This is a genomic window from Pseudomonas sp. B12(2026) (assembly GCF_057767015.1).
The window spans coordinates 3,962,461-3,988,234 of record NZ_CM173430.1 but is presented as its reverse complement, the minus strand read 5'-3'; the positions used below and the strand labels follow the sequence as shown (position 1 = coordinate 3,988,234).

At 62.2% G+C, this 25,774-nt stretch carries 24 protein-coding genes and 2 pseudogenes; 14 read left to right on the top strand and 12 right to left on the bottom strand.

What is annotated here, in order from left to right; genetic code table 11:
- The first annotated feature begins 8 nt into the window (after positions 1-8).
- Positions 9-1,343 (top strand): MFS transporter, encoded by a 1,335-nt coding sequence (locus tag AC3B6A_RS18410; protein ID WP_058490441.1) that lies wholly within the window; start codon positions 9-11, stop codon positions 1,341-1,343.
- Positions 1,340-1,690 (top strand): nuclear transport factor 2-like protein, encoded by a 351-nt coding sequence (locus AC3B6A_RS18405; protein WP_058490438.1) that lies wholly within the window; start codon positions 1,340-1,342, stop codon positions 1,688-1,690. Before AC3B6A_RS18410 ends, AC3B6A_RS18405 begins: the two co-directional genes overlap by 4 nt.
- A 38-nt stretch (positions 1,691-1,728) precedes the next feature.
- Here the strand turns inward: AC3B6A_RS18405 and AC3B6A_RS18400 are convergent, their stop codons facing one another.
- The 10 genes from AC3B6A_RS18400 to AC3B6A_RS18355 form a co-directional block, all read right to left on the bottom strand.
- On the bottom strand, positions 1,729-1,971 hold the full coding sequence (locus AC3B6A_RS18400; protein WP_058490436.1) for a hypothetical protein: 243 nt from the start codon (positions 1,969-1,971) through the stop codon (positions 1,729-1,731).
- Between the two features lie 24 nt (positions 1,972-1,995).
- Positions 1,996-3,579: a phytoene desaturase family protein gene (locus AC3B6A_RS18395; RefSeq protein WP_058490435.1), complete on the bottom strand. Its 1,584-nt coding sequence runs from the start codon at positions 3,577-3,579 to the stop codon at positions 1,996-1,998.
- 44 nt (positions 3,580-3,623) lie between these two features.
- Positions 3,624-4,544, bottom strand: coding sequence for a VOC family protein (locus AC3B6A_RS18390; RefSeq protein ID WP_058490433.1), 921 nt, complete (start codon positions 4,542-4,544; stop codon positions 3,624-3,626).
- A gap of 70 nt (positions 4,545-4,614) precedes the next feature.
- Positions 4,615-5,922 carry an amidohydrolase family protein gene (locus tag AC3B6A_RS18385; RefSeq protein WP_058490431.1) on the bottom strand — a complete coding sequence of 436 codons (1,308 nt, stop codon included), beginning with the start codon at positions 5,920-5,922 and terminating at the stop codon, positions 4,615-4,617.
- 55 nt (positions 5,923-5,977) lie between these two features.
- Complete coding sequence (locus tag AC3B6A_RS18380; protein ID WP_058490429.1) at positions 5,978-6,553, bottom strand: aromatic-ring-hydroxylating dioxygenase subunit beta; 576 nt, start codon at positions 6,551-6,553, stop codon at positions 5,978-5,980.
- A gap of 72 nt (positions 6,554-6,625) precedes the next feature.
- A complete protein-coding gene (locus tag AC3B6A_RS18375) occupies positions 6,626-8,023 on the bottom strand; it encodes an aromatic ring-hydroxylating dioxygenase subunit alpha (RefSeq protein WP_058490427.1) in 1,398 nt (465 codons plus the stop codon).
- Between the two features lie 312 nt (positions 8,024-8,335).
- The gene (locus AC3B6A_RS18370; RefSeq protein ID WP_058490425.1) at positions 8,336-9,511 is read right to left on the bottom strand and encodes an MFS transporter; all 1,176 of its coding nucleotides are present in this window, start codon (positions 9,509-9,511) and stop codon (positions 8,336-8,338) included.
- 111 nt (positions 9,512-9,622) lie between these two features.
- Complete coding sequence (locus AC3B6A_RS18365) at positions 9,623-10,858, bottom strand: NAD(P)/FAD-dependent oxidoreductase (RefSeq protein WP_058490424.1); 1,236 nt, start codon at positions 10,856-10,858, stop codon at positions 9,623-9,625.
- 13 nt (positions 10,859-10,871) lie between these two features.
- Positions 10,872-11,192 carry a 2Fe-2S iron-sulfur cluster-binding protein gene (locus AC3B6A_RS18360; protein WP_058490423.1) on the bottom strand — a complete coding sequence of 107 codons (321 nt, stop codon included), beginning with the start codon at positions 11,190-11,192 and terminating at the stop codon, positions 10,872-10,874.
- Between the two features lie 22 nt (positions 11,193-11,214).
- Positions 11,215-12,483, bottom strand: coding sequence for an MFS transporter (locus AC3B6A_RS18355; RefSeq protein WP_058490422.1), 1,269 nt, complete (start codon positions 12,481-12,483; stop codon positions 11,215-11,217).
- Between the two features lie 68 nt (positions 12,484-12,551).
- Between AC3B6A_RS18355 and AC3B6A_RS18350 the strand changes: the two are divergent.
- The 8 genes and pseudogenes from AC3B6A_RS18350 to AC3B6A_RS18315 all read left to right on the top strand — a co-directional run.
- Positions 12,552-13,382: pseudogene (locus tag AC3B6A_RS18350) on the top strand (methyl-accepting chemotaxis protein); the annotation flags it as partial.
- Between the two features lie 426 nt (positions 13,383-13,808).
- Positions 13,809-14,324: pseudogene (locus tag AC3B6A_RS18345) on the top strand (methyl-accepting chemotaxis protein); the annotation flags it as partial.
- Positions 14,325-14,527: 203 nt separating this feature from the next.
- Positions 14,528-14,758: a ferredoxin gene (locus tag AC3B6A_RS18340; RefSeq protein ID WP_058490419.1), complete on the top strand. Its 231-nt coding sequence runs from the start codon at positions 14,528-14,530 to the stop codon at positions 14,756-14,758.
- 44 nt (positions 14,759-14,802) lie between these two features.
- Positions 14,803-15,564, top strand: a complete 762-nt coding sequence (locus tag AC3B6A_RS18335; protein ID WP_058490417.1) for an SDR family NAD(P)-dependent oxidoreductase — start codon at positions 14,803-14,805, stop codon at positions 15,562-15,564.
- 48 nt (positions 15,565-15,612) lie between these two features.
- Complete coding sequence (locus tag AC3B6A_RS18330; RefSeq protein ID WP_058490415.1) at positions 15,613-16,557, top strand: VOC family protein; 945 nt, start codon at positions 15,613-15,615, stop codon at positions 16,555-16,557.
- A gap of 2 nt (positions 16,558-16,559) precedes the next feature.
- Positions 16,560-17,444: a fumarylacetoacetate hydrolase family protein gene (locus tag AC3B6A_RS18325; RefSeq protein ID WP_058490414.1), complete on the top strand. Its 885-nt coding sequence runs from the start codon at positions 16,560-16,562 to the stop codon at positions 17,442-17,444.
- Complete coding sequence (locus AC3B6A_RS18320) at positions 17,441-19,063, top strand: MFS transporter (RefSeq protein ID WP_116424775.1); 1,623 nt, start codon at positions 17,441-17,443, stop codon at positions 19,061-19,063. Before AC3B6A_RS18325 ends, AC3B6A_RS18320 begins: the two co-directional genes overlap by 4 nt.
- 79 nt (positions 19,064-19,142) lie before the next feature.
- The gene (locus tag AC3B6A_RS18315; protein ID WP_058490410.1) at positions 19,143-19,934 is read left to right on the top strand and encodes an IclR family transcriptional regulator; all 792 of its coding nucleotides are present in this window, start codon (positions 19,143-19,145) and stop codon (positions 19,932-19,934) included.
- A gap of 20 nt (positions 19,935-19,954) precedes the next feature.
- On the opposite strand, the gene AC3B6A_RS18310 is transcribed toward AC3B6A_RS18315, so the two are convergent.
- Both AC3B6A_RS18310 and AC3B6A_RS18305 read right to left on the bottom strand, forming a co-directional pair.
- Positions 19,955-21,148 (bottom strand): thiolase family protein, encoded by a 1,194-nt coding sequence (locus AC3B6A_RS18310; protein ID WP_370686639.1) that lies wholly within the window; start codon positions 21,146-21,148, stop codon positions 19,955-19,957.
- The gene (locus AC3B6A_RS18305) at positions 21,145-21,543 is read right to left on the bottom strand and encodes a Zn-ribbon domain-containing OB-fold protein (RefSeq protein ID WP_058490405.1); all 399 of its coding nucleotides are present in this window, start codon (positions 21,541-21,543) and stop codon (positions 21,145-21,147) included. Before AC3B6A_RS18305 ends, AC3B6A_RS18310 begins: the two co-directional genes overlap by 4 nt.
- Positions 21,544-21,680: 137 nt before the next feature.
- Here AC3B6A_RS18305 and AC3B6A_RS18300 point away from each other — a divergent pair, with 137 nt between their 5' ends.
- From AC3B6A_RS18300 to AC3B6A_RS18285, 4 genes are all read left to right on the top strand, one after another.
- Complete coding sequence (locus AC3B6A_RS18300; RefSeq protein WP_058490403.1) at positions 21,681-22,382, top strand: SDR family NAD(P)-dependent oxidoreductase; 702 nt, start codon at positions 21,681-21,683, stop codon at positions 22,380-22,382.
- Positions 22,383-22,425: 43 nt separating this feature from the next.
- Positions 22,426-23,427 (top strand): fumarylacetoacetate hydrolase family protein, encoded by a 1,002-nt coding sequence (locus tag AC3B6A_RS18295; protein ID WP_058490401.1) that lies wholly within the window; start codon positions 22,426-22,428, stop codon positions 23,425-23,427.
- A gap of 138 nt (positions 23,428-23,565) precedes the next feature.
- Positions 23,566-24,966: an aromatic ring-hydroxylating dioxygenase subunit alpha gene (locus AC3B6A_RS18290; protein WP_058490397.1), complete on the top strand. Its 1,401-nt coding sequence runs from the start codon at positions 23,566-23,568 to the stop codon at positions 24,964-24,966.
- A 45-nt stretch (positions 24,967-25,011) separates the two neighbouring features.
- The gene (locus AC3B6A_RS18285) at positions 25,012-25,587 is read left to right on the top strand and encodes an aromatic-ring-hydroxylating dioxygenase subunit beta (protein WP_058490396.1); all 576 of its coding nucleotides are present in this window, start codon (positions 25,012-25,014) and stop codon (positions 25,585-25,587) included.
- The last annotated feature ends 187 nt before the right edge of the window (positions 25,588-25,774 follow it).

Below are 25,774 nucleotides of genomic sequence, written 5' to 3'. Positions count from 1 at the left end.
GTCCCTGTATGTCCGATACCTCCAATTCATACTGGCGCTCAGCTTTCGACATTGCTGAGTTCAGGCGTGGCTGGCGCATCCTGCTACTCGGTCTCGTGGGGATCTGCACCAGTATCAGCGCCGGTTTGCTTTATGGCTTCGGCACCCTGGTCATTCCCCTTGAGCAGGCCTTTGGTTGGAGCCGGGGCGAGCTACAAGCGTCTATCACCTTCCTGTTTGCCGGTGTGGCCGTTTCCACCCAACTGGTCGGCCCGCTGTATCACCGTTTCGGCCTGCGGCGGGTGGCGATCGTATCGATCCTGCTGCAGGTGGTCGGCTATGTGGCAATCACGCGGATCGAGCATTCCATCGGTTGGCTGTACCTGGCGTTCTTCTCCATGCCGTTGGTCTGTGCAGGCACTATTGCCATTACCTGGACGCAACTGGTCAACCTGTGGTTCGAGCGCAACCGTGGTTTGGCCTTGGCGGCTATCCTCTGCGGCACTGGGATGATGGCGCTGCTGCTGCCGCCATTACTGGCCGGCCTGATCGCCCGGTTCGGCTGGCAGGCTGGCTTTTTCGCCCTAGCGGCGCTGCCCTTGCTGTTTACCTTGCCTATGGCCTTGGCATGGATGCGTTTGCCAACGGAGGTCGAGTCCATGTCCTCGACGGAGCGTGCGTTGGCTACACAACTGAACGGTTTCAGCTTCCGCCAGGCACTGCGCTCGCCGGTATATTGGAGTTTCAATGTCGCGCTGATCCTATCGGTGTGCCTTACCGTCGGTATGGTCACCAATATAGTGCCCATGTTGCAGAGCAAGGGGCTTTCCGCCCAAGTAGCGAGCCAGATCTTCAGCAGCTTCGGCATTTCCATCATCGCCGGGCGTCTATTGGTAGGCTATCTGCTGGACCGCTACCCTCCGGTCCTGGTCGCAGTGACGAGCCTGGCGCTACCGGCCATCGGTTGCGCGGTCTTTCTGTTCGCTGGTGTGCAGAGTACCGCGCTGCTGGTGTTCGCCACCCTGTGCGTCGGTGTCAGCGCCGGTGCTGAATTCGACCTGGCGGCATTCCTCATAGCGCGTTATTTCGGGCTGCGCGACTACGCGCGTATCTTCGGCCTGCACCTGGCCTTGGTCACAGTCATGTCCGGCTTGATGCCGGTGTTCTTCGGTTATCTCTACGAGGCGTACCAGGGCTATTCGGCGGTGCTGCTGTGCTGCCTGGCCTGTTCCCTCATCGGGCCGTCGATCCTGCTCTGGCTGCGGCCGGCAGCGGTGGTCGCGGTCCAAGCAACGGCATGCCTGAAGCGGTGTGCGAACGTCCGGCGGGCCTGCCCGTCTGCGGATACTAGGAGTAAGCAATGAGTGCGCAAGAAACCATCGAGCATTTCCTGCATGGCCAGATCGATTGCTGGAACAACGGCGACAAGGAGGGGTTCTTCGAGCATTACCGGCGGATGTCGCCCGCTGGCCTGAACATCGAGTACGTTGGCCGTGCTCTGCCGACCGACCCATGGCAGATCCTCGAAGGCATGTGGGAAAACCAGCAGCCGCGTTTTCGCGTGGAGGTCAAGGAAACCATCATCAACGGCGAGGAAGCCGCCTGCCATCATCGCAATGCGTTGCGTGACGGCAATGGCGGTATCGAGACCATCGAGCTGTACCGTTTCCAGGACGGCAGGTTGTGGGTGCGATATTTCATCAAGGCGTGAAGGAAGCCACGGGGCACGCAGGCGCGCGCCCCTGACGCTCAGCCGCGAGCGGCCCGCTCCTGCCTGCGCGCTGCCCGCCAGCCCTGGAACAGGAGCAGCGGCAGGCGTAGGATCACGCCGATGCCGAGCAGCTGGGCGGCCTGCCAGCAGTCTTGCGGGTGGACCAGGATGGTGGTGCTCATGGCACCCATGACCTTGCCCTTGATCACCAGTCGTTGACCCTCGCGAGTGATGGATTTGACGTCCACCATCTCCACGCCTTCCTTGCTGAACATCTTCATGCTGCGCTTGCTCCTGCCTGGGGCTCAGGCCCCGACCAGTTCGTCGAAGTCCAGGCCGGATTCCTCCAGCAGCACCCGCGCCACGTTGCGCCCGGAGGCGGCGGTGACACCGCCGCCGGGGTGGGTGCTGGCGCCGGCCAGGTACAGGCCCGCCACCGGCGACTTGTACTGGGCGTAGCCGGGAGCAGGGCGGTTGCCGGCGATCTGCCAGGAGTAGGAGCCGAAATGCAGGATGTCGGCGCCGATCATGGCGTTGTTGTGGCGTTCGATGTCCAGCGGGGTCATCCACGAGAAGCCGAGGATGTTGTCGTCGTCCATGTTGGTGGTGAGCTTGCGCAGATCATCGAGAAAAGCGTGGGCCACCTCTTTGCCGATCTCGTCCCAGCGCTGGGCGCCGCCCTTGAGGTGGTAGGGGCAGAAGGCGTACATGTTGAGCACGCGACTGCCTTCAGGGGCGCGGGTCTTATCGTAGGTGTCCTGGGTCACGTAGGCGATGAAGTCGCGGCGCGGGATGCCGTACTCCAGGTCGCGGAAGGCGCGGGCGAATTCCTCGGGGTCGGAATGCGAGCGTTCCACCCAGAAGAAGTCGTCCACCGCCGGGCCGACCTTATAGCGCGGTGCCTCGCGCAGGGCGACGTGCATGTTGAACGGCTGGAAGCTGCTGTGCTTGAGGGTGCGGATGCGCTGCTCGAAGCCTTCGGGCAACTCGCAGCCGGGGACCATGGCGGGGAATACCTGCTTGGCATGCAGGGTGGAGATCACGCCCTGGCGAGCGAGGATTTCCTCGCCGCTGTCGAGGATCACGCCGGTCGTCTTGCCGCCGTCAATCTTGAACTGTTTGATCGGCGCCTCAGTGCGCACCTCGCCGCCATGGTGTTCCAGGCAGGCGCGCAGGGCGTCGGCGAAGGCTCCGGAACCGCCGACCGGGATGCCCACGCCGTAGCGGTGCATCAGCGGCAGGATGATGTAGAAGCCGAAGCCGGTGCCGTTGTCGAACGGGTTCATCATCGCCTCGGAAGCGTAGCGGGCCAGGGCGATCTTGACCTTGTCGTTCTCGAACCATTCGCTGATGTAGTCCCAGGCGCTCATCGCCTGGGTGCGCATCAGTTCCTGGCCGACCTGGCTCTGTTCCATCATCAGCGCTTGGTGCGAAGCGCTAGGCGGCGTGTTGAACATGCCCATGACCAGCATGTCGAGGTTCTGGAACACCTGGTAGTTGAAGCGGCGGTAGGCGTCGGCGTCACGCTCGGAAAACTTGGCGATGGCCTGGCAGGTGCGCTCTAGGTCGGTGTAGAACTCCAGGGTGCTGCCGTCGTCGTAGAAGATCGCGGTCATCTTGTCGGGGTTAATGTATTTCAGGCCGAACTTCGCTTTCAGCTCCAGCTCGTCGTTGCGTAGCAGCGGGTTGGCCTGCAGCAGGGTGTGCGCCACCGAGCAGACGTCGTGCTTGAAGCCGGGAATGGTCAGCTCGCGGGTCATGACCCCGCCGCCGACCTTGTCGTTCTTCTCCACCACGCACACGCTGCGCCCGGCCTTGGCCAGGTAGCAGGCGGCGACCAGACCGTTGTGGCCGCCGCCGGCGATGACGATGTCGTAGGTCTTGCTCATCTTCTTGTCCTTTTTCTGTCGATGTTGGTGTTGGATTCACGCGCTCAGTCGTCGGGGTAGCGCTCCACGGGCATGACGCTGGGGCCAAGGATCGGTCCGGCCCGCTCATGGCCCCAAACGCTCAGATGCTCGGGGTTCAGCTCGAAGCCGTCGTGGTGCCAGGGCTCCAATTCATGGATGCACTCAACCGCGAACCCGGACGGGCTGAAGTGGTAGAAGGAAACGTGCGGGTCCTGACAGTGCTGGCCGAGGGTCATCTGCATCGGCAGCTCGCGCTGGCGCACGATGTCGTAGGTCTTGCCGAGATCGCTCAGGCTCTTGACGAACAGGCCGATGTGCTGCACCCCCTTCATGCCGGGGGCATGGCCGAAGGCGATGTCGTGGCTGGTCTTGTCGTTCAGCTTGGCCCGGAAGAAGCCGGTACGGCCCTTGCCGGCGCCCGCGCCGTACCAGTGGAAGCCCATCAGCTCGATGAAGAAGGCTTCCAGTTCGGGACCGTAGTCCGGCGTCATCAGGACGATATGGCCGACGCCGCGCTCGTCGGCGACGAAACCGCCGTGGGGGCGACCGGGAACGAACGAGCGCGGCGTCCACTTCTGTCCGTAGAAGAGTTCGTGCTGGTAGCCCGCCGGGCAGCGGAAGCGCACCAGTTCGCGCACTCCGCGTATCTCGCGCAAGGCGTCATCGCCGATTTCCAGGGCCACCCCGGTTGCGCGAAAGCGCGCCACTGCGGCGTCGAAGGCCTGCCGTCCGCGGGCTTCCCAGCCGATATAGGCGATGTGGTCGATGGGGCCGGGGTGAAAGGCGATGCGGTGACGGCGGTCGTCGCTGCGCAGGTACAGTGAGTCGGGGTCGCCCGCCGGGGCGTTGCCCAGCCCCAGGCCGAGCACCTGCGGTGCGTACTCGCGCCAGGCGTCCAGGTTCGGGCTTTCGAAGCCCAGGTAGCCAATGCCGATGATGTCCATGCTGGCCTCGTGTCGTGGTCTTGAACCGTCCCCTCCCGGCCTTTGCCCGGGAGGGGCGCCATGGCCTTTCCTACAACGCGGTCTGGGCGTCCGCCTGGGCGAACATCGCGTTGATGTCGCCGGAGGTCACCGGCTGGCCTTTCTCGCGCTTGGGCGCGGCTCCGCCCATGCCCAGTGCCGGCTCGATATTGACGTGCGTGGCCTGGGCGCGCAGCGCGCCGACGGTGCAATTCTCCCGACCGAGCAGGGGGAACGGGTCGTAGGAGAACTCACGCATGGCGTTGAGGTGGGTGACCTTGTGGATGGTCGCCTCGGGCAGCTTGCGCAGGCTTTCCCAGGCCACTTCCGGCGAATTCGGCCAGGTGCAGTCGGAGTGCGGGTAGTCGCATTCCCAGGTGACCATGTTCTCACCCACGTCCGGCAGGTTGCGCAGGCCGAAATCGTCCTCGATGAAGCAGGTGATTATGTGCTTGCGGAAGATGTCGCTGGGCTTCTTGCCGCCGAAGTCGGCGTTGGTCCAGGCGTGGTGGTGGCGATGGGTGAAGTCGGCGCGTTCCAGCAGGTAGGGGATCCAGCCGATGCCGCCTTCGGACAGGGCCATGCGCAGGTTGGGGAACTTCTTCCACATCGGCGCCCAGATCCAGTCGGCGGCCGAGTTGGCGATGGAGATCGGCATGGAGGTGATCCAGGCATCGATCGGCGACAGCTCGGATGCGTGCTCGGCCTTGATGCCGGTGCCGATGTGGCAGCAGATCACCACGTTGTTGTCGGAGCAGGCTTTCCACAGTGGGTCCCAGTAGTCGCTGTGGATCGACGGGAAGCCGTGCAGCGCTGGGTTGTCGGACAGCGACAGGGCATGCACGCCGAGTTTGGCCAGACGCTCGACTTCGGCGGCGGCGGCCTGCATGTCCCACCAGGGCACCAGCATCAGCGGGATGAAACGTCCCGGCGCGACGTTGCACCAGTCGTGCAGGTGCCAGTCGTTGTAGGCCTGGATGGCCGCCAGGGACACGGCGCGGTCCGGGTGGTTCTGGAAGCGCTGGCCGGCGAAGCCGGGGAAGGTGGGGAAGCAGATCGAGCCGAGGATGCCGTTGGCGCTCATGTCATCGACGCGGGCCTTGATGTCCCAGGTGCCGCGGCGCATGTGCTCGTAGCCCAGCGGCTCCATACCGTATTCCTCCTTGGGCCGGCCGACCACCGAGTTGAGGCCCATGTAGCCCGTGGCCTGGCCTTCGAATACCCAGACATCACGGCCGCCGTGCTGCTCGACGCGCGGCTGGCGGCCCTTGAAGCGTGCCGGCATGTGGCGGTCGAAGGCGCCGGCCGGTTCGATGGCGTGGTCGTCCACGCTGACGAGGATCATGTCTTCGAGTTGCATTGTCGTTCTCCGTGGTTGGCCGCAGCGGCTGCGGCCTATACTTCTGTCGGGTCGATCAAAGGAAAATGCCGAGGTTCGGGGTGCCGATCACCGCCTGGTCCAGCAGGATTTCGCGCCGCGCCAGTTTCAGTTGGCCGTTCTCGCGGCGCAGGATGTCGTGGCGTTCGCAGGGGATCAGGTCGAAGTCGTCGAAGTCGAAGCGGCTGCGGGTCACCAGCAGGTAGCTCAGTACCTTGTATTCGTCGGCCTTGTCGGTGCCGAACACGCGGACGTTGCTGACCAGGCGCCGGGTGCGCGAGGGCGGGTCCTCGCCCCAGGCGCTGCGGGTGTCGGTGATGCGCATGATGCGCACCATCAGCGAGCCATGGCTCTCATGCAGGTGCTGGACGTTGCGCACCACGGTCTGCTGTTGCTGGCGGTTGGGACGGGTGAGGCGCGCCGGGGCGTTGTACTCGATATCCAGGGTCAGGGTTTCGCTCCACTGTTTGAGTTGCAGGGTGTCCAGCAACTCCGCTTCGTCGTAGAGGAAGTCGACGATTTCGCTATGCAGCGGGCTGCCGCTGGAGATGCGCTTGCTGCGATCGGTCGGCGGCAGGGGCGTGGGGGCGAGCAGGGTCTGTAGGTCGTTCATGGCGATCTCCGTGAGGCTGTGCGTGCCATCGGCTGCGCTGCGCAGCCGGGCAGGGTGTACGAGGATTGGGGGTCAGGCCGTCATCAGCGCGTGCCAGTATTTCCACCACTGCCACTGGGTATCGTCCTTGGTGAAGCCCTCGCCGACATAACCGGGGCCGGGCCAGTCGGCAGGCTTGGTGTCGTCTTCGTACAAGGCCTGATACTTGAGGGTGATGTCCTCGCTCATCGCTCCCTTGGCCGCCAGGGTCATGTGTGGCCAGGTGTCGGAGTCGTCCTGTTCGACCATGCCGGAGGTGCCGAGCAGTTGGATCGACTGGCGCAGCATGCGCGCCTTGATTTCCGGCGGGGTGTCCTTCTCGGCGAGGATCCAGTTGACGAATTCCAGCTTGTCCGGCCCCTTGGGGATATAGGCGTGCAGGGCCATGGCGCCGAGCACGGTGCCGTCCGGCTGAGGCAGGTAGATGAACTCGAACAGGCCATTGGGGAAGAAGTTGCCCACCTGCGGCGGGCGCCAGCTCATGACGTGCAACTGCTCGGGGCTGAAGCGCTTGAGCAGCTCCGGGACCATTTCCCGGGTGATGCCCGGTGGTGGCAGTAGGGTGAGTTTTTCCTCGGCGCTCATGGTGGACGGGTCGCGTCCGGTGAGGCGCTGGATCTTGCGGTCCAGTTCGATGCAGCGCATGGTATGGCCGTGTTCGGTCCAGACTTCGACGCCGTACATTTCCGGGCTGAGGTCGCCGCCCTTGCCTTCGGCATCCGGCTTCTTCGCATAGGGGCCGACCTCGCCCAGCCAGCGGTGCAGGGTCAGGGTGTGGAAACCGTCCGAGGCGGATTGCTCGCAGGCGGTCTTCCAGTTGGCGCGGATGATGAAGCGCTGTGGTGGGCCGAGCACTTCCATGCCGGCGGTGGTGCGGCACCAGAGCGTGTCGAAATACCATTTGGCATCGCCGAGGAAGTCCTCGAAGGACTGGCCGTCGATGTTCCAGGTGGCGAAGATTAGGCCGCCATAGACGGACACGCGGGCCTTGTGCAGGCCGAGTTCGGCCTTCGTGCGCATCTTGCCGTGCATGCACTCCTTTTCCACCGGCGCGGCGATGAAGTCGCCGTTGGGGCGGAAGGTCCAGCCATGGTAGATGCACACATGGGCGGCGGCGTTGCCGCCATCGACGGTGGAGATCTTCATGCCTCGGTGCGGGCAGACGTTCAGCGAGACATGGATCTGCTCGTCGCTGGAGCGGGCGACGATCACCGAGTCAGAGCCCATGTCGCGGACGACGAAGTCGCCCTTGTTCGGAATCTCGGTTTCGTGGCCAAGGAAGACCCAGGTCCTGGCGAAGATTTTCTTCATTTCAAGGGTATAAAGCTCGGGGTCGGACAGCGTCCGCATCTTCACTTCATGTTTTTCCAGGTCGATCAGGTCCGAAATCCTCGTGCCGTCGCTCAGCGCCGGGTTGGTAGTGCTGGTCATAGTCGGTCTTCGCTCTTGTTGTTTAATATGAACAAAAAATAGTTTTTTGTTCATTTGCGAGCCGATTATCTGCCCCGTGGAGGGCTTTTTAATTGATCTGAGTCAACGGCTGCTCAGGGCCGGAAACCACCGGTCAGGCACGTTGCTGCTCCCGTTGGGCAGCCTTTCAGATCTATGGAATGGGGCTTGTGGAGTAGGGTGTGGCGGGTTTGCCGGCGGCCGGGGCGCTGGTTGCAGAATGCAGGTATCGATTTGTATGGGCAATATTATTGAAATTGTTCAGTTATGCTTCGACCGCCAGCGCCCCACTCTTCACTGGCCGGGGCGCTGGCGCAGGTACAGCACCAGGGTAAGGCCGAGGGTCGAGAGCAGGGCTGAGCAGAAGAAAATCCATGGCAGACCGAAATGCGCGGCCACCAGGCCCATCAGTGGGCCGGCCAGCCCTACGGCCAGGTCGAAGAACAGCGACAGTGTGCTCAGGGCCGAATTACGGTTGCTCTCCGGCGTGCGCGCCAGGGTTTCCACCCCCAGCCCCGGATAGACCCAGGACACCCCCAGGCCGGTCAGCGCCGAGCCGAGGATCGCCACCAGGGGCGTAGGTGCCAGCCAAACGAGCAGCAGCCCAAGGGTTTGTACCGTCAGGCAGAGCGCGACCACCCGGTAGCCGCCGAAGCGTGGCAGCGCGTTGGGCGATGCCAGCCGGGCGCAGATGAAGGCGATGCCGAAGGCGCTCAGGCAATAGGCCGCGTTGTTCCAGCCCCGGCTGTCGAAGTACAGGGCGACGAAGGCGGTCAGGCTGCCGAAGCCCACCGAGCTGCAGGCGATGGCCAGGCCGTTGGGCAGCACGGCGAGGAACACGCAGTGGAATGGCAGGCGTATGCCCGGCAGCAACGGGGCCGGCGGTCGGCTCCGGGCGAACAGCAGGGGCAGCAAGCCGAGCAGGGTGATGCCGATACCGATGCCGGCAAGCCCCAGCTGGTCCCGTACTAGAACGCCGAGCGGCGCGCCGAGGGCGGTTCCGCCATAGGCGGCGATGCCATTCCAGGACATCACCTGTGCGGTACGTGTCGTGCCATGCAGGCCAATGGCCCAGGTGCAGCAGGGTGTCGAGATCAGAGCCGAAGAGATGCCCTGGAGGATGCGCCCGGTGAGCAGCAGCGCCAGGCCGGCCCCCGGGGGCAGCGGCAGGATGATCGCCAGAGCCGTCAGCAGGCCGCTGCCGGTCAGCACGGCTAGTCCGGTCATCACCGTGCGTTTGGCGCCATGGGTGTCGGCAAGCAGGCCAGCCAGTGGGCGCGACAGCAGGGTCGTCAGGTACTGCATGCCGATCACCAGGCCAACCATGGCGCTGCTGAATCCGAGGGTATTCAGGACATGGCCGGGCAACACGGCAAGGGGGAGTCCGTTGGCGATGTAGGAGGCGAAGTTGAAGCAGACGATCGAGACGATCGACAGGCCGGTGGAAAGCGATTGGCTACGGGCGTTCATCAGGTGTCGCCTTGAGCGGACGGCAGTCGGTGCAGGCTCGTTCGGCAGGGAGCGGGATTGGCCGTGGCGCTGGCCGAAGCCGCGCCCTGCGGTGGGCGCGGCGGCGGTCGTTCAGTCGCGGTTGGCGGCTTCCCAGGCCTTGAGCTCGAAGCCTTCGGCGGCGGCCTCGGCGGCGCTCAGCTGCGGCGGGCGGGAGAGAATCTTGCGCGCGGCCATGTGGTCGCCCGGTCGGTTGCAGGATTCCACCGCGATCAATTGGTCGTCGCGGAAACACAGCACAGAGAGCTGCTGGGTTTCCGTCGAGCCGAGGGTCACTGTGCTGTCGTAGCCGGTGGAAAGCCCGGCGATCTGCAGCTTGAGGTTGCCCTGATCGGTCCAGAACCAGGGCAGTGCGGCGTAGGGTGCCGATTTGCCAAGCAGTCGCGTTGCCACGTTGCGCGCCTGGTCGACGGCGTTCTGTACGGATTCCAGGCGGGTCGGTTGTTCGCCGTTCTGCAGGCAAGGGAAGCAGGCGACGTCACCGATGGCGGAGATGTGCGGATCGGAGGTCAGCAGGTTGGCGTCAACGCGGATGCCGTTTTCGATGGTTAGGCCAGCCTCGCTGGCCAGTTGGGTGTTGGGGATCACGCCAATACCGAAGACCACCAGGTCGGCCGGCAGCAGGCGTCCATCCGAAGTCTGCACACCACTGACTCGGCCGGCATTGCCTTCGATCCGGGTCAGGCCCTGGCGGAAATCGAACTTTACCCCCCAGGCCTCATGTGCTTGGCGGAACAACTGGGACATCTCCGCTGAGACGGCGCGTGCCATCGGGCGGTCGCCGAGCTCCAAGACGTGCACGCTGGCACCCTGTTCGGCGGCCACTGCGGCGAACTCCAGGCCGATGAAGCCGGCACCGACTACCACAACGTTGCGGATTTCCTTCACCAGCGGGGCTAGGGCGTCGGCATCCTGTTTGGTCTTGACGCCGAATACGCCCTGCAGTTCGGCACCGGGGACCGGCAGTGGGCGGTTATGGGCTCCGGTGGCGAGGACCAGATGATCGTAGGAGACCGCCTCGCCGGAGGCTAGCAGAACCCGACGGTTCTGCCTGTCGATGGCGGTAGCTTGGTCGTGGCGAAGGTCGATGCGCTGGGTGGTGAAAAACTCGGCTGGACGGAATAGAAGAGCGTTCTCGTTGATCTTGCCAAGCAGGTAGGCCTTAGACAGCGGTGGCCGCTGGTACGGGAGGCCCGGCTCGTCACCGATCAGAGTGATAGTGCCGTCATATCCTTCTTGGCGCAGCGAGGCCGCGATCTGAAAACCGGCCTGTCCGGCGCCGACGATGACTACTGAGGCAAGTGACATAAGGACCTCTTCTTCAGAATTGCGATGCAGGCAGGTGCAGCACTAGGCCGTCGAGTTCTTCGCTGATGAATACCTGGCAGGTCAGGCGGCTGTTGTCGCGGCGCTCGAAGGCGCAGTCGAGCATGTCGTTTTCGGTGCTCTCCGGCGCAGGCAAACGTGCCAGCCAGGCTTCGTCGACATAGGCATGGCAGGTGGCGCAGGCACAGGCACCACCGCAATCTGCCGGGATGCCGGGTATCGAAGCGAAGGTGGCGGCCTGCATTACCGATTGGCCGATATCCCCGATCACCTTGTGCTCGGTGCCGTTGTGCTCAATGAAGGTCAGTGTGGGCATGGTCTTCTCCTTGGGTGTCGGGTCAGGGGTGGGACGCGATCGGCGTCGAGACGAAGCGGGGAGCGCTGCCCAGAGTCAGTAGCAACAGGGGGCCGATCAAGCTGCAGGCAAGGGAATAGACCAGCATTGCCGAATAGCCTCCGGTGCGGCTGAGAAGGAAGGCGAACAACAGTGGCGCGAGGGCTGATGCCACGGTATTCAGACCCTGGTGTACACCGAACAGGCGGCCGTACTCGCGCAGGCCGAAGTAGCGTGCGACCAGGAAGGCGGCGATGTCGAACTCGGCACCGGCGCCGAAACCCACCAGCACGGCGGCCAGCAGTAGCGGAGCGAACTCTGTGGTGCCGCCGAGGTAGACCAGGCAGCCGATGGCCGGCAACGCCAGGCTGATGGCGGCCACCATTGGTGGCCAGAGGCGGTCGAGCAGGTAGCCGATGAGCATGCGGCCAAAGATCAGGGCAATGCCGAAGCCACTGAAGATCAGGTTTGCCTCTGCGGCTGGCAGGCCTTTGGTCTGCAACATGGGGACGGTGCTGGTGACCATGCCGACGATAGAGGAAATCACAAGCGCCAGGGCCAGGTTGCAGGTCCAGAACTTGGTCGAGTACATGCCTTCACGGAAGCTCAGGCCGGGCAGTTCTAGCAGGGTACTGGTGTCGCCCTGCGCGCGTTGGCCGGCTCTGTCGGAAAGCTTGAACCAAAGCAGGGTCAGCGGTAATAGCAGCAGCAAGTTGAGCAGGGCGAGAAGAACGAAGGCTGCGCGCCAGTCCCATTGCTCGATGCTCCAGGACATCAGGCGCGGGACGACCGCCGCGGTCAAGCCGGTACCGGACAGGCCGATAGCCAGGGCCAGCCCGCGATTGCGGTCGTACCAGAGGCTGAGTAACTGGGTCCAGGTTACCGCCAGCGCTCCCATGCCGATCAAAGGCAGGACAGCGAAAGCTAGGTATAGCGACCAGATCGACCCGTTCAGCTGAGTGGTGCCTAGGTAGCCCAGAGACAGCAGGATCAGCGAGATGACTGTCACCTGCTTCATGCCGTAGCGCAAGTTGAACCAGCCAACCAGCTGCAGCGAGATTACTGCGCCACCGAAGAGGAAAGTGATCGCCGCCTGAAGTTCGCTCTTGTTCCACCCGAATGCCGCTTCCAGCGGCACTACCAGGGTACCGAACCCGTAGAGCAGGGCAGCATTGATGCTGACAGCAACCCCAACCACGGACAGTAGCAGGATGCGCCATCCCCGTTTGAACTCGGTGAAGTCAATAGCCGCTTCGTTTCGGGCGGTAGGCATGGTTTGGCGTCCTTTATTGGTTTTGTAGGGCCGGGGTCTCGAGCAGGCAAGGCGTCTTATTTGATGTTATGTACATAAACGTGAATACTGTGCAAATAGTATGGCGGGGCAGCGTGCCTGTCCAGCTATCTTCCATAACAACAAGAACGGTGAGTGCCATGATGTTTCTGAGAGGGCTTTCGATCGGCGCCAAGCTTCTCGTGCTGCCAGGGTTGTTCGTGCTGTCACTACTGATCGTGTCGGGGATGGCCTATAGGGGGCTGCTCAAGCAGCAGGCAGTGATTGAGGAAATCGACCACCTGCGTTTCCATCAGTATCGCCAGGTGCTCGAAACCTCCTCGGCTTCGCAAGCGGCGATGGTGGGCGCCTATGCTGTGGTAGTGCGAATCCTCGAGTCGAATGGCTCGGCCTCCAGGGAGGAGCTCGAGTCCTATCTCGAGGATATGCAGGACAGTATCGATGACATGCATACAGGGATGGGCAAGCTGGCTCAGGAGACCCGCCTGGGCGGCGAGGAGAAAACCCTCTATCGAGCCGTGGAAGAGCAGGCTGGGGTGGTCGGTGAAGGCTTGTCTGACTTCAAACGCACGGCCGTTGACGATCAGTTGCAGGCGGCGGCGTTGCTGGGGCGAATGCGTGCCGAATACAACGGTTTGCAGGGGCAGTTCAACCGGTTGCTGGGGTTGCAGGCGGAGTTGACCTCCAATGCCTTCATCGAGGCTGGCGATCTGCAGCGGCAGTTGTCCAGGATGCTGATTGTTGTCCTCGTTGCGGCTAGCGCTCTAGCTCTGTTTGTCAGTCTGCTGCTGCGTCGACAGATTGTTCGAGCCATTCGGGAAATTGAGCAAGCTTCCGTTAGGTTGCGCGATGGCGACCTGACCCTCCGTGTGCGGGTAATGGGGCGTGACGAGATAGCCCATACTGCGCAGGCTTTCAACGAGCTGATTGACAGTTTCCAGCAGGCAATGTGGCAGGTCACCAATGTGGCAATTTCGGTTGGCACTTCAGCGGAACAGTTGGTGGAGGCCTCCGCACAGGTGGCTGAGAGCTCCACTGCGCAGGTCGATGCTGTGGCCTCGGTATCGCTCATTATCGGGCAGATGAGCGACGGTATAGCGACTATTTCCAGTCATGCGGAAAGCTTGCGCAGTTCGGCGGAGGCGAGCCTGCACGGGGCGGAGAATGGTCATCTGGCGCTGTCACGCTTGCTCGAGAATATCGACAGCGTGCGTCACGCGTTCTCAGAAATACGGGGATCGGTAAGCGACTTCGTGGAAAGCACCACGGCCATCACTGCGAGCATTACTCAGGTCAAGGACCTGTCGGCCCAAACAAACCTGCTGGCCCTCAATGCGGCTATCGAAGCCGCGCGCGCCGGCGAAAGTGGGCGTGGATTCAGCGTGGTGGCGGACGAGGTGCGCAGTCTGGCGCAGCGTTCCGCCCTAGCGGCCAACTCGATCAACGAGCTGACCTCGAAGTTGGAAGGGCAGTCTGAGGTGGTGGACGAAGCCTTGCGTGCTGGCACTGTGGCGCTGGAGGACAGCAGCAGGCTGCTGGCTGACCTGGAGTCCACGTTACAGCAGGCGGCGGAATTGGTGGGGGATTCCACTCGTGGCGTGGAACAGATTGCCGATGCGGTCCGCGTGCAGAATGTCGGTGGACGGGACGTGGCTCTGAATGTCGAGCGCATTGCGCGCATGGCTGGAGAGGGGGATGCGATTGCTCATAGTGTCTCCAGTGCCGTTATTTCGTTGCGAGGGCTCTCCGAGGAGTTGACCCTGGCGGTAGGTCGCTTCCGCTTTCAGGGAGAGTCGGAGGCGGCCGACTGCACCTTGGTCTGATCCTGTGCGGGAGCATCGATTGCGTTTGCCTTTCTGTTACCGGCGGATCGGCGGTAGTTAGCCGGTTTTGAGCGGTCTGGGGGGATAGGTCGCAGCTATTCGAGGCGAGATGACTTTGGTTTTTGGAAGCGTACTGGGCTTTTATTTACAAATTTAAGAAAAGTGTTCATTATTTTTGCGCCTGCTTGGATAAGGAGAATAAGATGAGTTCCGACAAGGCCCGATTCGAGGTTGTGGTCGAGCGCAGCCGCTGCTGTGGCTACGGTCTTTGTGCTGCGATCTGTCCCAGCATCTACAAGCTGGATGCCGATGGTTTGGTTTACGTCGATAACAAGGCTGTTCCCGTCGAACTGGAAGACGAGGCACGAGAGGGCGCCGAAGCTTGCCCGGCCGAAGCCATCTGGCTCGAAGAGATCAAGCCTGAGGGGCAATAGCGGTATCCGATCTGAGAAAATCAGAACAAGAAATGGAGAATGCAATGACTGGGCGTCTTGAAGGTAAGGTCGCGCTGATCACCGGAACTGGCGGTGGCCAGGGTAGGGCGGCGGCGCTGCGCTTCGCCCGTGAGGGCGCTATCGTCGTGGGCTGCGACCTCAATGGTGCAGCACACGAGGAAACCGCCGCTCTGCTGAGCGCCCAGGGACTTCGTCTGCATGGTCGAGCGCCCGTCGACCTCGGTGACTATGAGCAGGCCAGGGCCTGGGTCGAGGCGGCTGTGGTTGAGCATGGTGGCATTGATATCCTGTACAACAACGCATCGGCGGCACGCTTCGGCAAGGTCAATGAACTGTCTGTCGAGGATTGGCATTACACCATTCGCAACGAGATCGACCTGCTGTTTTATACCACTAAGTACGCCTGGGGCCATCTGGCTGCGCGGCGTGGAGTCATTATCAATGTTTCTTCCACGGCAGCCTGGGGTGGCTCCAAGGTCGCGGGAATTTCCGCACATGCCGCAGCGAAGGGGGCGGTTGTGTCCTTTACTCGGCAACTGGCTGTCGAAGGGGCTCCCCTGGGGATTCGCGCCGTTAGTCTCAGCCCTGGCTTCGTCGCTACCCCAGGGACCTTGGAGTTTCTGGAAAATCCGGTGGCGCGAGCGGCGCTTCTCGATGGTGTCCTGATGGACCGCCCTGGCGAACCCGAGGAAGTGGTCGCCCTGGCCCTATTCCTGGCATCCGGCGAGGCCTCCTTCGTGACCGGATCTGATTTCGTCATCGATGGCGGTCTGCTGGCTATCTAGCTAGGCATAGCCGTTCCTCCCAAGACATTCGAACAAGAAGGTGAAGGCATGGATATCATCGGCATCGGCTACATGGGGTTCGAGACCGCGAGCCTTGACGCCTGGCGCGAATATGGCCCGCAGGTCATGGGTTTCGGCATTGGCAAGTCGCCGGACAGCGATCTGGCGTCGTTGTATTTCAGGATCGACGACCGGCGGCACCGCTTTGCCTTTCACCCTGGCAAGGTGGATCGCCTTGCCTATATCGGTTGGGAGGCGGTCGGACGTATGGCTTTCGAGGCTGGTCTGAGGAAGCTCGAGGCTGCGGGAGTGGAGTTCGTGAGAGGCGATACGGCGTTCTGCGAGCTACGTGGAGTGCGTGAAGTAGTACGTTTCCGCGACCCGGTGGGCTACCAGTACGAACTGTTCTACGGACAGAAGTGGACGCCACGCTCTTTCATTCCCGGTCGTCCGCATACCGGCTTCCTGGCCGATGAACGTGGTGCTGGGCACGTAGTGGTGATCACTCCGGAATACACTCCGGAGTTGGAGCATTTCCTGCTCGATGTGATGGGTTTCCACTGGTACGGAGCCGGCGCCGGCAAGGGCCGAACCGGCTTCTTCCGCGCCAAGCTGAACAACCATACCAGCCACGACATCGCCTACGGCCACGGTCCAGGGCGCATGGGGGTGCAGCATGTCGGCCTGTTCGTGCGCAATGTGCGTGATGTGGGTGAAACCTACGATATCGTGCGCAAGCGCGAACTGCCGATGATGATGACCCTTGGCCAGCACAGCCAGGATCCGCATCTGTCCTTCTACCACTTCACACCGTCCGGCTTTGCCTTCGAGACCATAGCTGAGATTGAGCCGTGGCAGGGCGATCCCTATGAGCTCAACCCCGAGACCCTGAGTTTATGGGGCCATGAGATGGTTGGTCCGATCCTTGGACCGAGCGTGCGTACCCCCGAGGAAGTGCTGGACGCCGAGTACCTAGCCGGCAAGAAGCGCTGAGCATGCGCCTGGCGAGGGTTGAGGTAGCCGGTGAGGTATTCTGGGCATTGCTCGATTCGGATCTGCAGCGCCTTCGCCGCATTCGCGAGCCATTCGCTGCCTGGGCGCAGGTGATCGGGCAGGGGGGGATGATCAACCTGGGACTCGATGATGACTGCCTTGCGCTGTCGGCGTGCCGCTTGCTGCCGCCCTTGGAGCCGGGGGCGCGTGTTTTTGGCGTGGGCTTGAACTATCGCAGCCATCTTGAGCGTCTTGGCAGTTCGCCTCCGGCTCATCCGCTGGCCTACTTGAAGCCGGATTCCGCGCTGGTTGGCGCGTACGACGAAATAGCCTATCCGGCCCTGACCGGACAGCTCGACTATGAGGTCGAGTTGGTCGCTGTGGTTGCCCGGCCGCTAGGCGAGGAAGCGCTGGCCAGTGCTTGTCTACTCGGCTACACGGTCGGCAATGACGTCAGTGCGCGGGACGCGGGGAGGCGTATCGGTCGCCTCGACCTGCTAACTCAGAAAGCCATGGATCGCACTACACCGATCGGTCCCTGGATCGTCACTCTCGACGAATTGGGCGGCACCGGACAGCCTGAGTTGGAGATGGGCCTAGAGGTCAACGGTGAACCGCGTCAGCGGGACAATACTCGGCAGATGATCTTCCCGGTGGACGAATTGCTCGATTATCTTGATGCGCGTATTAGCTTGCGGCCGGGCGACCTGGTGTTCACCGGCTCGACTCACGGTGTGGGCATGGAGGATGGTCGCTTCCTTGCGCCGGGTGATTTGGTCGAGGCGCGCATCGACGGGATCGGCGAGCTGCGCAACCGTGTTGGTCCCCGGCGTATACTGTCTGCTGCGCGAAGTGCCGGGCGGCTGGGCAGGCCTGACGGCGAATGAGTATGGACAGGCAGGCCAACTCTGCTTTGGCAGTGGCGGAACACTCCTCGTTTTGGGCGCCGTTGCGTCATGGCCTGTTCGTCGGCCTTTGGCTGGCCTGTGCGGTCGCCAACCTGGCGATCTGGATGCAGACCGTGGGGGCAGCCTGGATCATGACCCAGCTATCAGCATCACCCCTGATGGTTTCCCTGGTACAGACGGCCATTACCCTGCCTGTCTTCCTGTTCGCTTTGCCGGGCGGGGTGCTCGCTGACCGCATGGATCCACGCCGTTTGTTGCTTCTCACCCAGGCGGTCATCTTGGTGGCGGCCGCAGCGCTCTGCCTGCTGGATTGGGGGGAACTGCTGGAGGCCTGGTCGCTGCTGCTGTTCACGTTCCTGCTGGGGGTCGGTAGCGCCTTGGGTATGGCGGCCTGGATGGTGACGGTGGTCGGAGTCATTCCACGTGAGCAGGTGCCGGCGGCGGTCTCTCTCAATGGTATTTCCGTTAATGCCACTCGGGCCCTGGGGCCGGCTCTGGCCGGCGCACTGATCGTCTGGTGGACCAGCGCCGCAGTATTCCTGGTCATCGCACTATGCATGGCTGCAGTGCTCGTATTCATCTTCCGTCTGCCGGCTCGCGTCCATGCCGACGGCTTGCCACCTGAAACCTTAGTCGGCGGCATGCGCAGCGGCCTGCGCTACATCCGCCACTCGACGGTTCTGTCTAGCGCGCTCAAGCGGGTATTCGTGTTCACCAGTTGCGCCAGCGCGTTATGGGCACTGATGCCGCTGGTAGCCAAGGAGGAGCTGCGCATGGACGCCGGTGGCTATGGGCTGCTGATGGCGTTTATGGGGGCTGGGGCGGTCCTCGCTGCGCTCGGTCTGACCAGCATCTATCGCCGTTTTGCCCTGCGGCGGTTGATCGACGCCGGGGCGCTCGCCTTTGCTGTGGCGACCCTGGCGGCGGCGCTGTCGCGCAGCCAGGTGGTGATCTGTGCCACGCTCCTGCTGGCCGGCATGGGCTGGATGGCGGTGAACGCGACCATTTCCACCGTGGTACAGACTTATGCTGCGAACTGGGTGCGAGCCCGTGTCGCCTCGGTTTACCTCCTGGTGCTGATGGGCTCAATGGCCCTTGGTGGCGCCCTGTGGGGGGCTCTCGCGCAATATCTGGGGTTGCAGCAAAGTCTGCTGCTATCGGCATCGAGCATCTTCCTGGGCTTGTTCCTGACTCGTGGTGGGGCGATCGAGATGGGCCGCGAAGCTGACTTCGCCGATGCCCAGCAAACGGACAAGCCGATGCTGGTCACTGAGGGCGTCGCCCACGGCGACGGGCCGGTGTGCATCGAAGTCGGCTACCGGGTGGATGCTGCCGGGCGTGAGGCGTTTCTGCGTGTGGTCTATGCCGTCGGCCAGACGCGACGGCGTAATGGTGCGCGGAATTGGTGCCTGTACCGTGATCTGGAGGAGTCCAACCGCTACGTCGAGCGCTTCATCGTCGAGTCGTGGCTGGATTACCTGCGCCAGTGCGGACGCATGACCCAGGGGGACGAAGCGCAGGCAGTACCACTTTCGCCTTTTCGCGAGGGCCGATCGACCCGACGCTATGTCAATCAAGCACCGGTAGAGGGCTTCTAGAAATCTCTATATTAAATTTGCTAGTCAATAGTGTTCTCGTTATAGAATTGATCGATAGAAAATAATAGAGAGCACGCCTATGGAAAGCCCAGAGCTCACGGAGGTTGGCAATAGTCGCAAGGGCTCCAGCGTCACGGTGAAACCGGTCGCCAACGCGATTCGCATACTCCGTCATTTGAGCCAGAGCGGGGCGCCGGAGCGTTCGGTGGACATTGCTCGGCGCCTGTCGATCAACCCCAGCACCTGCTTCAACATCCTGCGTACCTTGGCCATGGAGGATGTGATCGATTTCAACCCGATGTCCAAGCGCTATTCGGCCGGCCTGGGATTGGCCCGCCTAGTTGGGCAACTGGTTACCCAAGGGCAGCGTGTGCAATTGGTTAAGCCGCTGCTGCAGGAGTTCGCCGCGCGCATGCAGGTAACTATCACCCTTTGGCGGCGCATGGGGGAGGATCGCATCGTCATCGTTAGCTCGGCGGCCAGTCCTGCCGATGTGCGCATTGACATGGCCGAGGGGCAGCGCTTTCCGATGCTGATGGGGGCCAGCGGTCGGCTGTTCTCGACCCAGCTGGACCTGGACACGCCGGCATTCGAGGATATCTACCATCGGATACGCTGGGCGCGCCACTTGCCAATCGAGACCTATCGCGAGGAAGTTCACCTAGCCGCGGAACGGGGTTGGGCGGTGGACGATGGGTATTTCTCGGTTGGCATCCAGGCGGTCGCTGCGCCGGTGTATTCCCCTGAGGGCGCAATCGATTTCACTGTCTCCGCCGTGATGTTCCGCGGCCAGCGAGACGACGAGGGGGTTGGTGAACTGGCCGCCGAGCTCATCGAGTTCTGTACCTCACTGGCGGGTATTCTGTTCTGATCTCTTGGCTGGTGACCGCGTCAGTCGCAGGCCAGCAGCAGGCTGCCGCCCAATGGGCCGCCGCCGGCGGCCACCACAGAGAGGGAATGTGGTGCAGTCTGGCGTCCTTCCGCGCGTCCCCATAACTGCAGACAGGCTTCGTGGACATAGCCCAGGCCGTGGGTGCGTCCACCGGACAGTTGGCCACCGTTGGTATTGAGTGGCAGCCCGCCGTCCAGGGCGATCCTCGCACCGCCTTCAACAAAGGCGCCGCTTTGTCCCACCGGGCACAGACCCAGGGCTTCCAGCCAGATCATGGTGAGGATCGAAAAGCCGTCGTAGAGTTGAGCCGAGCCGACATCAGCTGGCGTGTAGTCGGTGCGCGCCCACATCATCCGGGCAACGTCGAAGGCTGCCATCTCAGTCAGCGAGATCTGATCCCAGGACCACGGTTGGTTCAGCGCGGCCCCGATGGCCTCTATACGAATAGGAGCATTGCGCGTGTCCCGCGCAGCATCGCGGCGCGATAGGACGATGGCGGTGGATGCATCGCAGTGCACATCACAGTCGTACATGCGCAGGGGGGTGGAAATCATCCGCGAGTGCAGGTAATCGTCCATCGTCATCGGCGTGCGGTAGATGGCCTTGGGATTACGTGCAGCATTGCGTCGGCAGGTCAATGCGATCTGCGCGAGTTGTTCGGGGCGGGTGCCGTATTCGTGGAAATGGCGCTGCGCATAAAGTGCCATCAGGTTGATGCCGGACATGACATTGAAGGGCGTCAGCCATTGCCAAGCGTAGCTACTATCGCGCCCTTGGGTCTTGTTGGTCAGCGCTCCTGCCTGCCTGTTGTGCAGGCGCGCCGTGGCCTCGGTGATGGTTCGGAATACCAGGACGTGGCGGCAAAGACCGGCGGCGATGGCCATTGCCCCGTTGATCACCCCGGCCAGAGGGCCAGGCCCCTCGTAGCCGGCGCCAAACCAGTTGACGTTCAACCCTAGGGCGCTTTTCAGGGCGCTGGGGCCGACTGGCGAGAAGGGATCGCCATTGTTGTTGTCGCCCGGCCAGCAGGCGACGCCATCGATGTCATGGCGCTCAAGGCCTGCATCGGCAATTGCTTCCAGGCAGGCATCGAGGGTCAGGTGCATAGCTGACTTGCTAGACGGCCGGGCCACCTCGGACTGGCCGATGCCGGTGATAGCGACCTCTTTTTCGTAGCGATGAGGGGGCATCATTGATCCTTCTCAAACAGAGGGAGCCAGACATCCTCGATGTGGAGGAAGCTGACCCGTACCAGCATGTCGATCCGCACTTGGAGCGGGTCCATCCCAATTACATTGCTGACGAAACGCAGGCCCTGCTGCTCGACCAGCTCGATAATGGCGACGACGTAGGGTACTTCCAGGTCGGCGACCCAAGGCTGGTAGTTGAGGGTGTAGCTCAGCACCTTGCCTCTTCCTGACACCGCGCGAGGTGCGACCTCCCGGCTCGCGCAGCGGGGGCAGATTGGCCCGGGCGGGTGGAAATAGTGTGCGCAGCCCTGACAATGGTGGATCAACAGCTGGTCGTGCTCGCCACCCTGCCAGAAGGCGCGGTTGTCGGCGTTGAGGGCGGGCAGTTTTCTGGTCATTCGCGGAACCTGCGAGCACTGGCTTGGATGTATGTGCTCTAATAATTGCACATATTTTCTAGAAGTGTCATATATTTATGCCGGGTTATACGCTAACCACATAGCTCGCTATCTAACAACAAGAGGATCCTTTTGCCATGTCCCGGCCTTTGCAAGACAAGACAATCATCGTCACCGGCGGGTTCGGTGCTCTCGGCGGGGCCGTTGGTCGCCTGCTGCTGGAGCGCGGTGCGCAGGTTGCTCTGCTCGATCGCGCCGAAATTCCAGCTAGTCTGGGCGATGTTTCTGGGGTTCTGCCCTTGGGCGGCGTCGACCTGACCTCTACCGAGTCGGCGCGGCTTGCCGTGGCCCGGGTGGTGGAGCGCTTCGGACACCTCGACGGCCTAATCAACGTCGCTGGTGGGTTCGCCTGGGAATCCTTCGAGGATGGCGCTCTGGATACGTGGGATCGCCTGTATCAGATCAACCTTCGTACGGCTCTGGTGAGCAGCCAGGCTGCGCTGCCCTATTTGCTTGCTGCCGAGTCCGGACGCATCGTGAACATTGGCGCTCTGGCGTCCCTGAAGGCGGGCCTGGGCATGGGCGCGTATGCCGCCTCCAAATCCGGGGTGGCACGCCTCACTGAAACACTGGCTGAAGAGCTCAAAGATCGTGGGGTCACCGTCAATGCGGTACTGCCAAGCATCATCGACACTCCAGCGAATCGCGCAGACATGCCGGACTCCGATGCCAGTCGCTGGGTAACGCCGGAGGCTTTGGCCAGAGTAATTGCATTCCTGCTCTCGGACGATGCCACACCCATTACGGGAGCCTGCCTGCCTGTGGCTGGTCGGGTATGACGCCCGTGGCCTTCTGCTGCTCTTCGACTGGAGTACAAAAGTCATGAGATTGGTAACCTTTACCGACGGCAACGGGTTTGCGCGTGCCGGGGCCTTGCTGGAGAACGACCAGATCGTCCTGGACCTACAGGCCGCCTGCCAGGCCCGATACGGAAGCGAGCGTCCCGAGTTGGTCAGCGTGCTGGCGCTGGTCGAGGCCGGGGAGGAGGGCTTGGCTCTTGCCCGTTCGATGGTGGAGCAGGTTCCTGCAAGAGCCGTGCGTGCCCGGGCGGCGGTGAAGCTGCACGCACCGATTCAGCCACCGCCGCAGATGCGCGATTGCTCCTGTTTCGAGCTACACCTGCGGCAGAGCTTTGCCGCAGCACGCCGGGCCCGTGCACTGCGAACGCCAGACCCGGAGGCTACGCTCAAGGCGATGAATACGCGTGCCGACGAGCGCGTCATCGAAACCTTCAACCGCCAACCCATCTACTACAAATGCAACCGCTTCGCGGTCATCGGTATTGACGACGAATTCCAGTGGCCGAGCTTCAGCAAGGCGCTGGACTTCGAGCTGGAGTTCGGTTGCTACATCGGCAAGCGTGGTAAGGACATCAGTCGCGATGCGGCCCGCTCGCACATCGTCGGTTACACCATCTTCAACGACATGAGCGCCCGCGACGCCCAGGCTGCGGAGATGCCCGGCATGCTCGGCCCTGCCAAGAGCAAGGACTTCGACACGGCGAACATCATGGGGCCATGCCTGGTGACGGCTGATGAGTTGGGCGACCCCTACGATCTGGAGATGGTCGCGAAGGTGAACGGCGAGGAGTGGGGGCGTGGCAACACTCGTGAGATGCGCTGGTCCTTCGAGGACGTCATCGCCCATGTGTCGCGTTCGGAAACGCTCTATCCCGGGGAGTTCCTCGGCTCCGGCACGGTCGGCAACGGCTGTGGCCTGGAGCAGTTGCGCTATCTGAAGTCTGGCGATTTGGTCGAACTGGCGGTGGAGGGTATTGGTGTGCTGCGCACCCGGGTGGGGCGCGCGGAGCAAGGGGGGGGCTGATATGTCTCAAGCCGCAGCTCTGTTGGCACGTGATATCCCAGAGCGTTGCTTTGCGCTTTATGTGTACATTTTGGTTAAAAGTGTCTTATATTCTGCCGAGGCTTTCATTCGCCGTAGTGCCCTGATCAGGAGGCAATCATGCTAACAAGAACAAGCCCTGTATTGTCCGACGGAACCAAGGTTTCCGACCTTATCTTCCCCGATACCCGCGAAGTACAGATGCGCGTGCTGTCGGACCGCGAGATCTACGAGCTGGAGATGGAGAAGATCTTCGGCAAGATCTGGGTGTTCCTCGGCCATGAGTCCGAGATTCCCAACTCCGGCGACTTCGTTGTGCGCGACATGGGCTCCGACTCAGTGATCGTCGCCCGTGGAAAGGATGGCGAGGTTTATGTAAACCTCAACGTCTGCCCCCACCGCGGCATGCGCATCAGCACCGCCGACTGCGGCAATACGCAAATCCACAAGTGCATCTACCACGGCTGGGCGTTCCGTCCCAACGGTGACTTCATCGGCTCGCCGGTGGAGCGCGAATGTATGCATGGCAAGATGTTACCCAAGGAGGCGCTTGGCCTGAAGAAGGCTCGGGTCACGCTCTATGGCGGGTTGATCTTCGCCACCTGGAACGTCGATGGTCCCTCCTTCGATGAGTTCCTCGGCGATGCCAAGTGGTACTATGACATGCTGTTCTGCCGTTCTGACAAGGGCATGGAAGTGCTCGGTCCGCCGCAGCGTTTCATTGTCAATGCCAACTGGAAGACTGCTGGTGAGCAGTCCGCCGCCGATGGCTTCCATACCTTGACACTGCACCGCTGGCTGGGCGAGGTCGGTAACTATGCGAAGAAAGGCGACGGTGAAGGTGAAGGCGCCGACCTCAGTCCGGAGATGATCGGTGTGGAGGTCAGTTCGCCGCACGGCCATGCTCTTCGCTGCATTGACCTAGCCCGCAAAATCAAACGCCTTACCGGTCTCGACCCTGCGGAACTGTCGGTGCAGGAGAAGCTGAACGCCTTGCCGCCGGCCGGGATGACGCGTGAAATGGTTGAGCAGTTGGCGCGCAATCTCAGTGAGGAGCAGCTTGAGGTACTGACTAGCATGCCACCGCAGGTTGGTGGGATGTTCCCGAACATACTGTTCGGGTTCGTCTATATCCCGCAGCCGGATGGATCGGTGGTTGGCTCCATGACCATGCACGCATACGTGCCTCAGGGGCCCGACAAGCTCGAGTTCGTCAACTGGATCTTCGCCGAGAAGGACGCACCAGCAGAACTGCGCGAGAAGATGCTCAGGCAGACTATCCAGCTATTCGGTACCTCCGGGATGGTCGAGCAGGATGACTCCGATACCTGGCCGCACATGACCCTGGCTGCCAAGGGGGCGATGGGCCGCCAGATGACCCTCAAGTACCAAGCCTGCTATGAGACCGGCGCGCCTGCGGGCTGGCCAGGGCCGGGCATCGTCAACGAGGGCTTCACCAAGGACGACACCCAGTGGCATTGGTGGTTGTACTGGCATGAACTGATGACGGCGGAGAGCTGATCGTCGCGTCGTTCCAGGCAAAACCACACATTTCAGGAGTTACACATGGCCCAAGTACAAGAGCGCGGCGTCGATCAGATCCAGCCGGGGTCGCCCGTCGGTATCAAGCGCGTCCCGGTAGGTTCGGATATCTACAACCAGGTGGTGACCTTCCTCTATGAGGAGGCGACCCTGTTGGATCAGATCCGTCTGCAGGAATGGGGTGCACGCTTGGCTCCAGACCTCGTCTATACCGTACCGCTTCGCCACACCCGCCTGCAGTCGGAATTGTCCACCACCATCGTGCGTACCGTGCAGCATTACCATGACGACTACCGTTCGATCATGGGGCGAATTCTGCGGCTGTCCGGCAAGAGCGCGTGGGCGGAGGATCCGCCCTCGCGCACCCGGCGCCTGGTGACCAACGTCTTCGTCGAGGAGACCGAAAAGTCCAACGAGTTCGTGGTGACCAGTTACTTGCTGTTGACCCGCAATCGCTTCAAGGACCACCATGTCGACATCATAAGTGGTGAGCGCCGGGATGTGTTGCGTTTGACTGATGAGGGCTTCAAGCTGGCGTGCCGCGAGGTCATTCTTGATCAGGCCGTGTTGGGCACGCCGAACCTCGCCGTGTTCCTCTGACGACCCTACCATGGCGCTCCCTTCTTTGAAGGGAGGCCTAATTCCGTTGTGGGCCTCGGTGCCGGGGCGAGTTATACCGGTACAGGTTTTTTTCATGTTGGCCCTCTCTTGGTGGGCGTGCTGACGTTTTCGGAGCGCACGTTATCTGCCGAAGCCAGCGTCATGTTGTGTCGGAGTTTTGTTTCAT

Coding starts and splice junctions, on each gene's coding strand:
- AC3B6A_RS18300 (WP_058490403.1), top strand. CDS start 21,681: ATGTCCCGGCCTTTGCAAGACAAGACAATCATCGTCACCGGCGGGTTC.
- AC3B6A_RS18320 (WP_116424775.1), top strand. CDS start 17,441: ATGAGTATGGACAGGCAGGCCAACTCTGCTTTGGCAGTGGCGGAACAC.
- AC3B6A_RS18375 (WP_058490427.1), bottom strand. CDS start 8,023: ATGACCAGCACTACCAACCCGGCGCTGAGCGACGGCACGAGGATTTCG.
- AC3B6A_RS18335 (WP_058490417.1), top strand. CDS start 14,803: ATGACTGGGCGTCTTGAAGGTAAGGTCGCGCTGATCACCGGAACTGGC.
- AC3B6A_RS18370 (WP_058490425.1), bottom strand. CDS start 9,511: ATGAACGCCCGTAGCCAATCGCTTTCCACCGGCCTGTCGATCGTCTCG.
- AC3B6A_RS18390 (WP_058490433.1), bottom strand. CDS start 4,544: ATGGACATCATCGGCATTGGCTACCTGGGCTTCGAAAGCCCGAACCTG.
- AC3B6A_RS18400 (WP_058490436.1), bottom strand. CDS start 1,971: ATGAAGATGTTCAGCAAGGAAGGCGTGGAGATGGTGGACGTCAAATCC.
- AC3B6A_RS18405 (WP_058490438.1), top strand. CDS start 1,340: ATGAGTGCGCAAGAAACCATCGAGCATTTCCTGCATGGCCAGATCGAT.
- AC3B6A_RS18380 (WP_058490429.1), bottom strand. CDS start 6,553: ATGAACGACCTACAGACCCTGCTCGCCCCCACGCCCCTGCCGCCGACC.
- AC3B6A_RS18340 (WP_058490419.1), top strand. CDS start 14,528: ATGAGTTCCGACAAGGCCCGATTCGAGGTTGTGGTCGAGCGCAGCCGC.
- AC3B6A_RS18290 (WP_058490397.1), top strand. CDS start 23,566: ATGCTAACAAGAACAAGCCCTGTATTGTCCGACGGAACCAAGGTTTCC.
- AC3B6A_RS18355 (WP_058490422.1), bottom strand. CDS start 12,483: ATGCCTACCGCCCGAAACGAAGCGGCTATTGACTTCACCGAGTTCAAA.
- AC3B6A_RS18295 (WP_058490401.1), top strand. CDS start 22,426: ATGAGATTGGTAACCTTTACCGACGGCAACGGGTTTGCGCGTGCCGGG.
- AC3B6A_RS18385 (WP_058490431.1), bottom strand. CDS start 5,922: ATGCAACTCGAAGACATGATCCTCGTCAGCGTGGACGACCACGCCATC.
- AC3B6A_RS18360 (WP_058490423.1), bottom strand. CDS start 11,192: ATGCCCACACTGACCTTCATTGAGCACAACGGCACCGAGCACAAGGTG.
- AC3B6A_RS18325 (WP_058490414.1), top strand. CDS start 16,560: ATGCGCCTGGCGAGGGTTGAGGTAGCCGGTGAGGTATTCTGGGCATTG.
- AC3B6A_RS18365 (WP_058490424.1), bottom strand. CDS start 10,858: ATGTCACTTGCCTCAGTAGTCATCGTCGGCGCCGGACAGGCCGGTTTT.
- AC3B6A_RS18315 (WP_058490410.1), top strand. CDS start 19,143: ATGGAAAGCCCAGAGCTCACGGAGGTTGGCAATAGTCGCAAGGGCTCC.
- AC3B6A_RS18395 (WP_058490435.1), bottom strand. CDS start 3,579: ATGAGCAAGACCTACGACATCGTCATCGCCGGCGGCGGCCACAACGGT.
- AC3B6A_RS18310 (WP_370686639.1), bottom strand. CDS start 21,148: ATGATGCCCCCTCATCGCTACGAAAAAGAGGTCGCTATCACCGGCATC.
- AC3B6A_RS18285 (WP_058490396.1), top strand. CDS start 25,012: ATGGCCCAAGTACAAGAGCGCGGCGTCGATCAGATCCAGCCGGGGTCG.
- AC3B6A_RS18330 (WP_058490415.1), top strand. CDS start 15,613: ATGGATATCATCGGCATCGGCTACATGGGGTTCGAGACCGCGAGCCTT.
- AC3B6A_RS18305 (WP_058490405.1), bottom strand. CDS start 21,543: ATGACCAGAAAACTGCCCGCCCTCAACGCCGACAACCGCGCCTTCTGG.
- AC3B6A_RS18410 (WP_058490441.1), top strand. CDS start 9: ATGTCCGATACCTCCAATTCATACTGGCGCTCAGCTTTCGACATTGCT.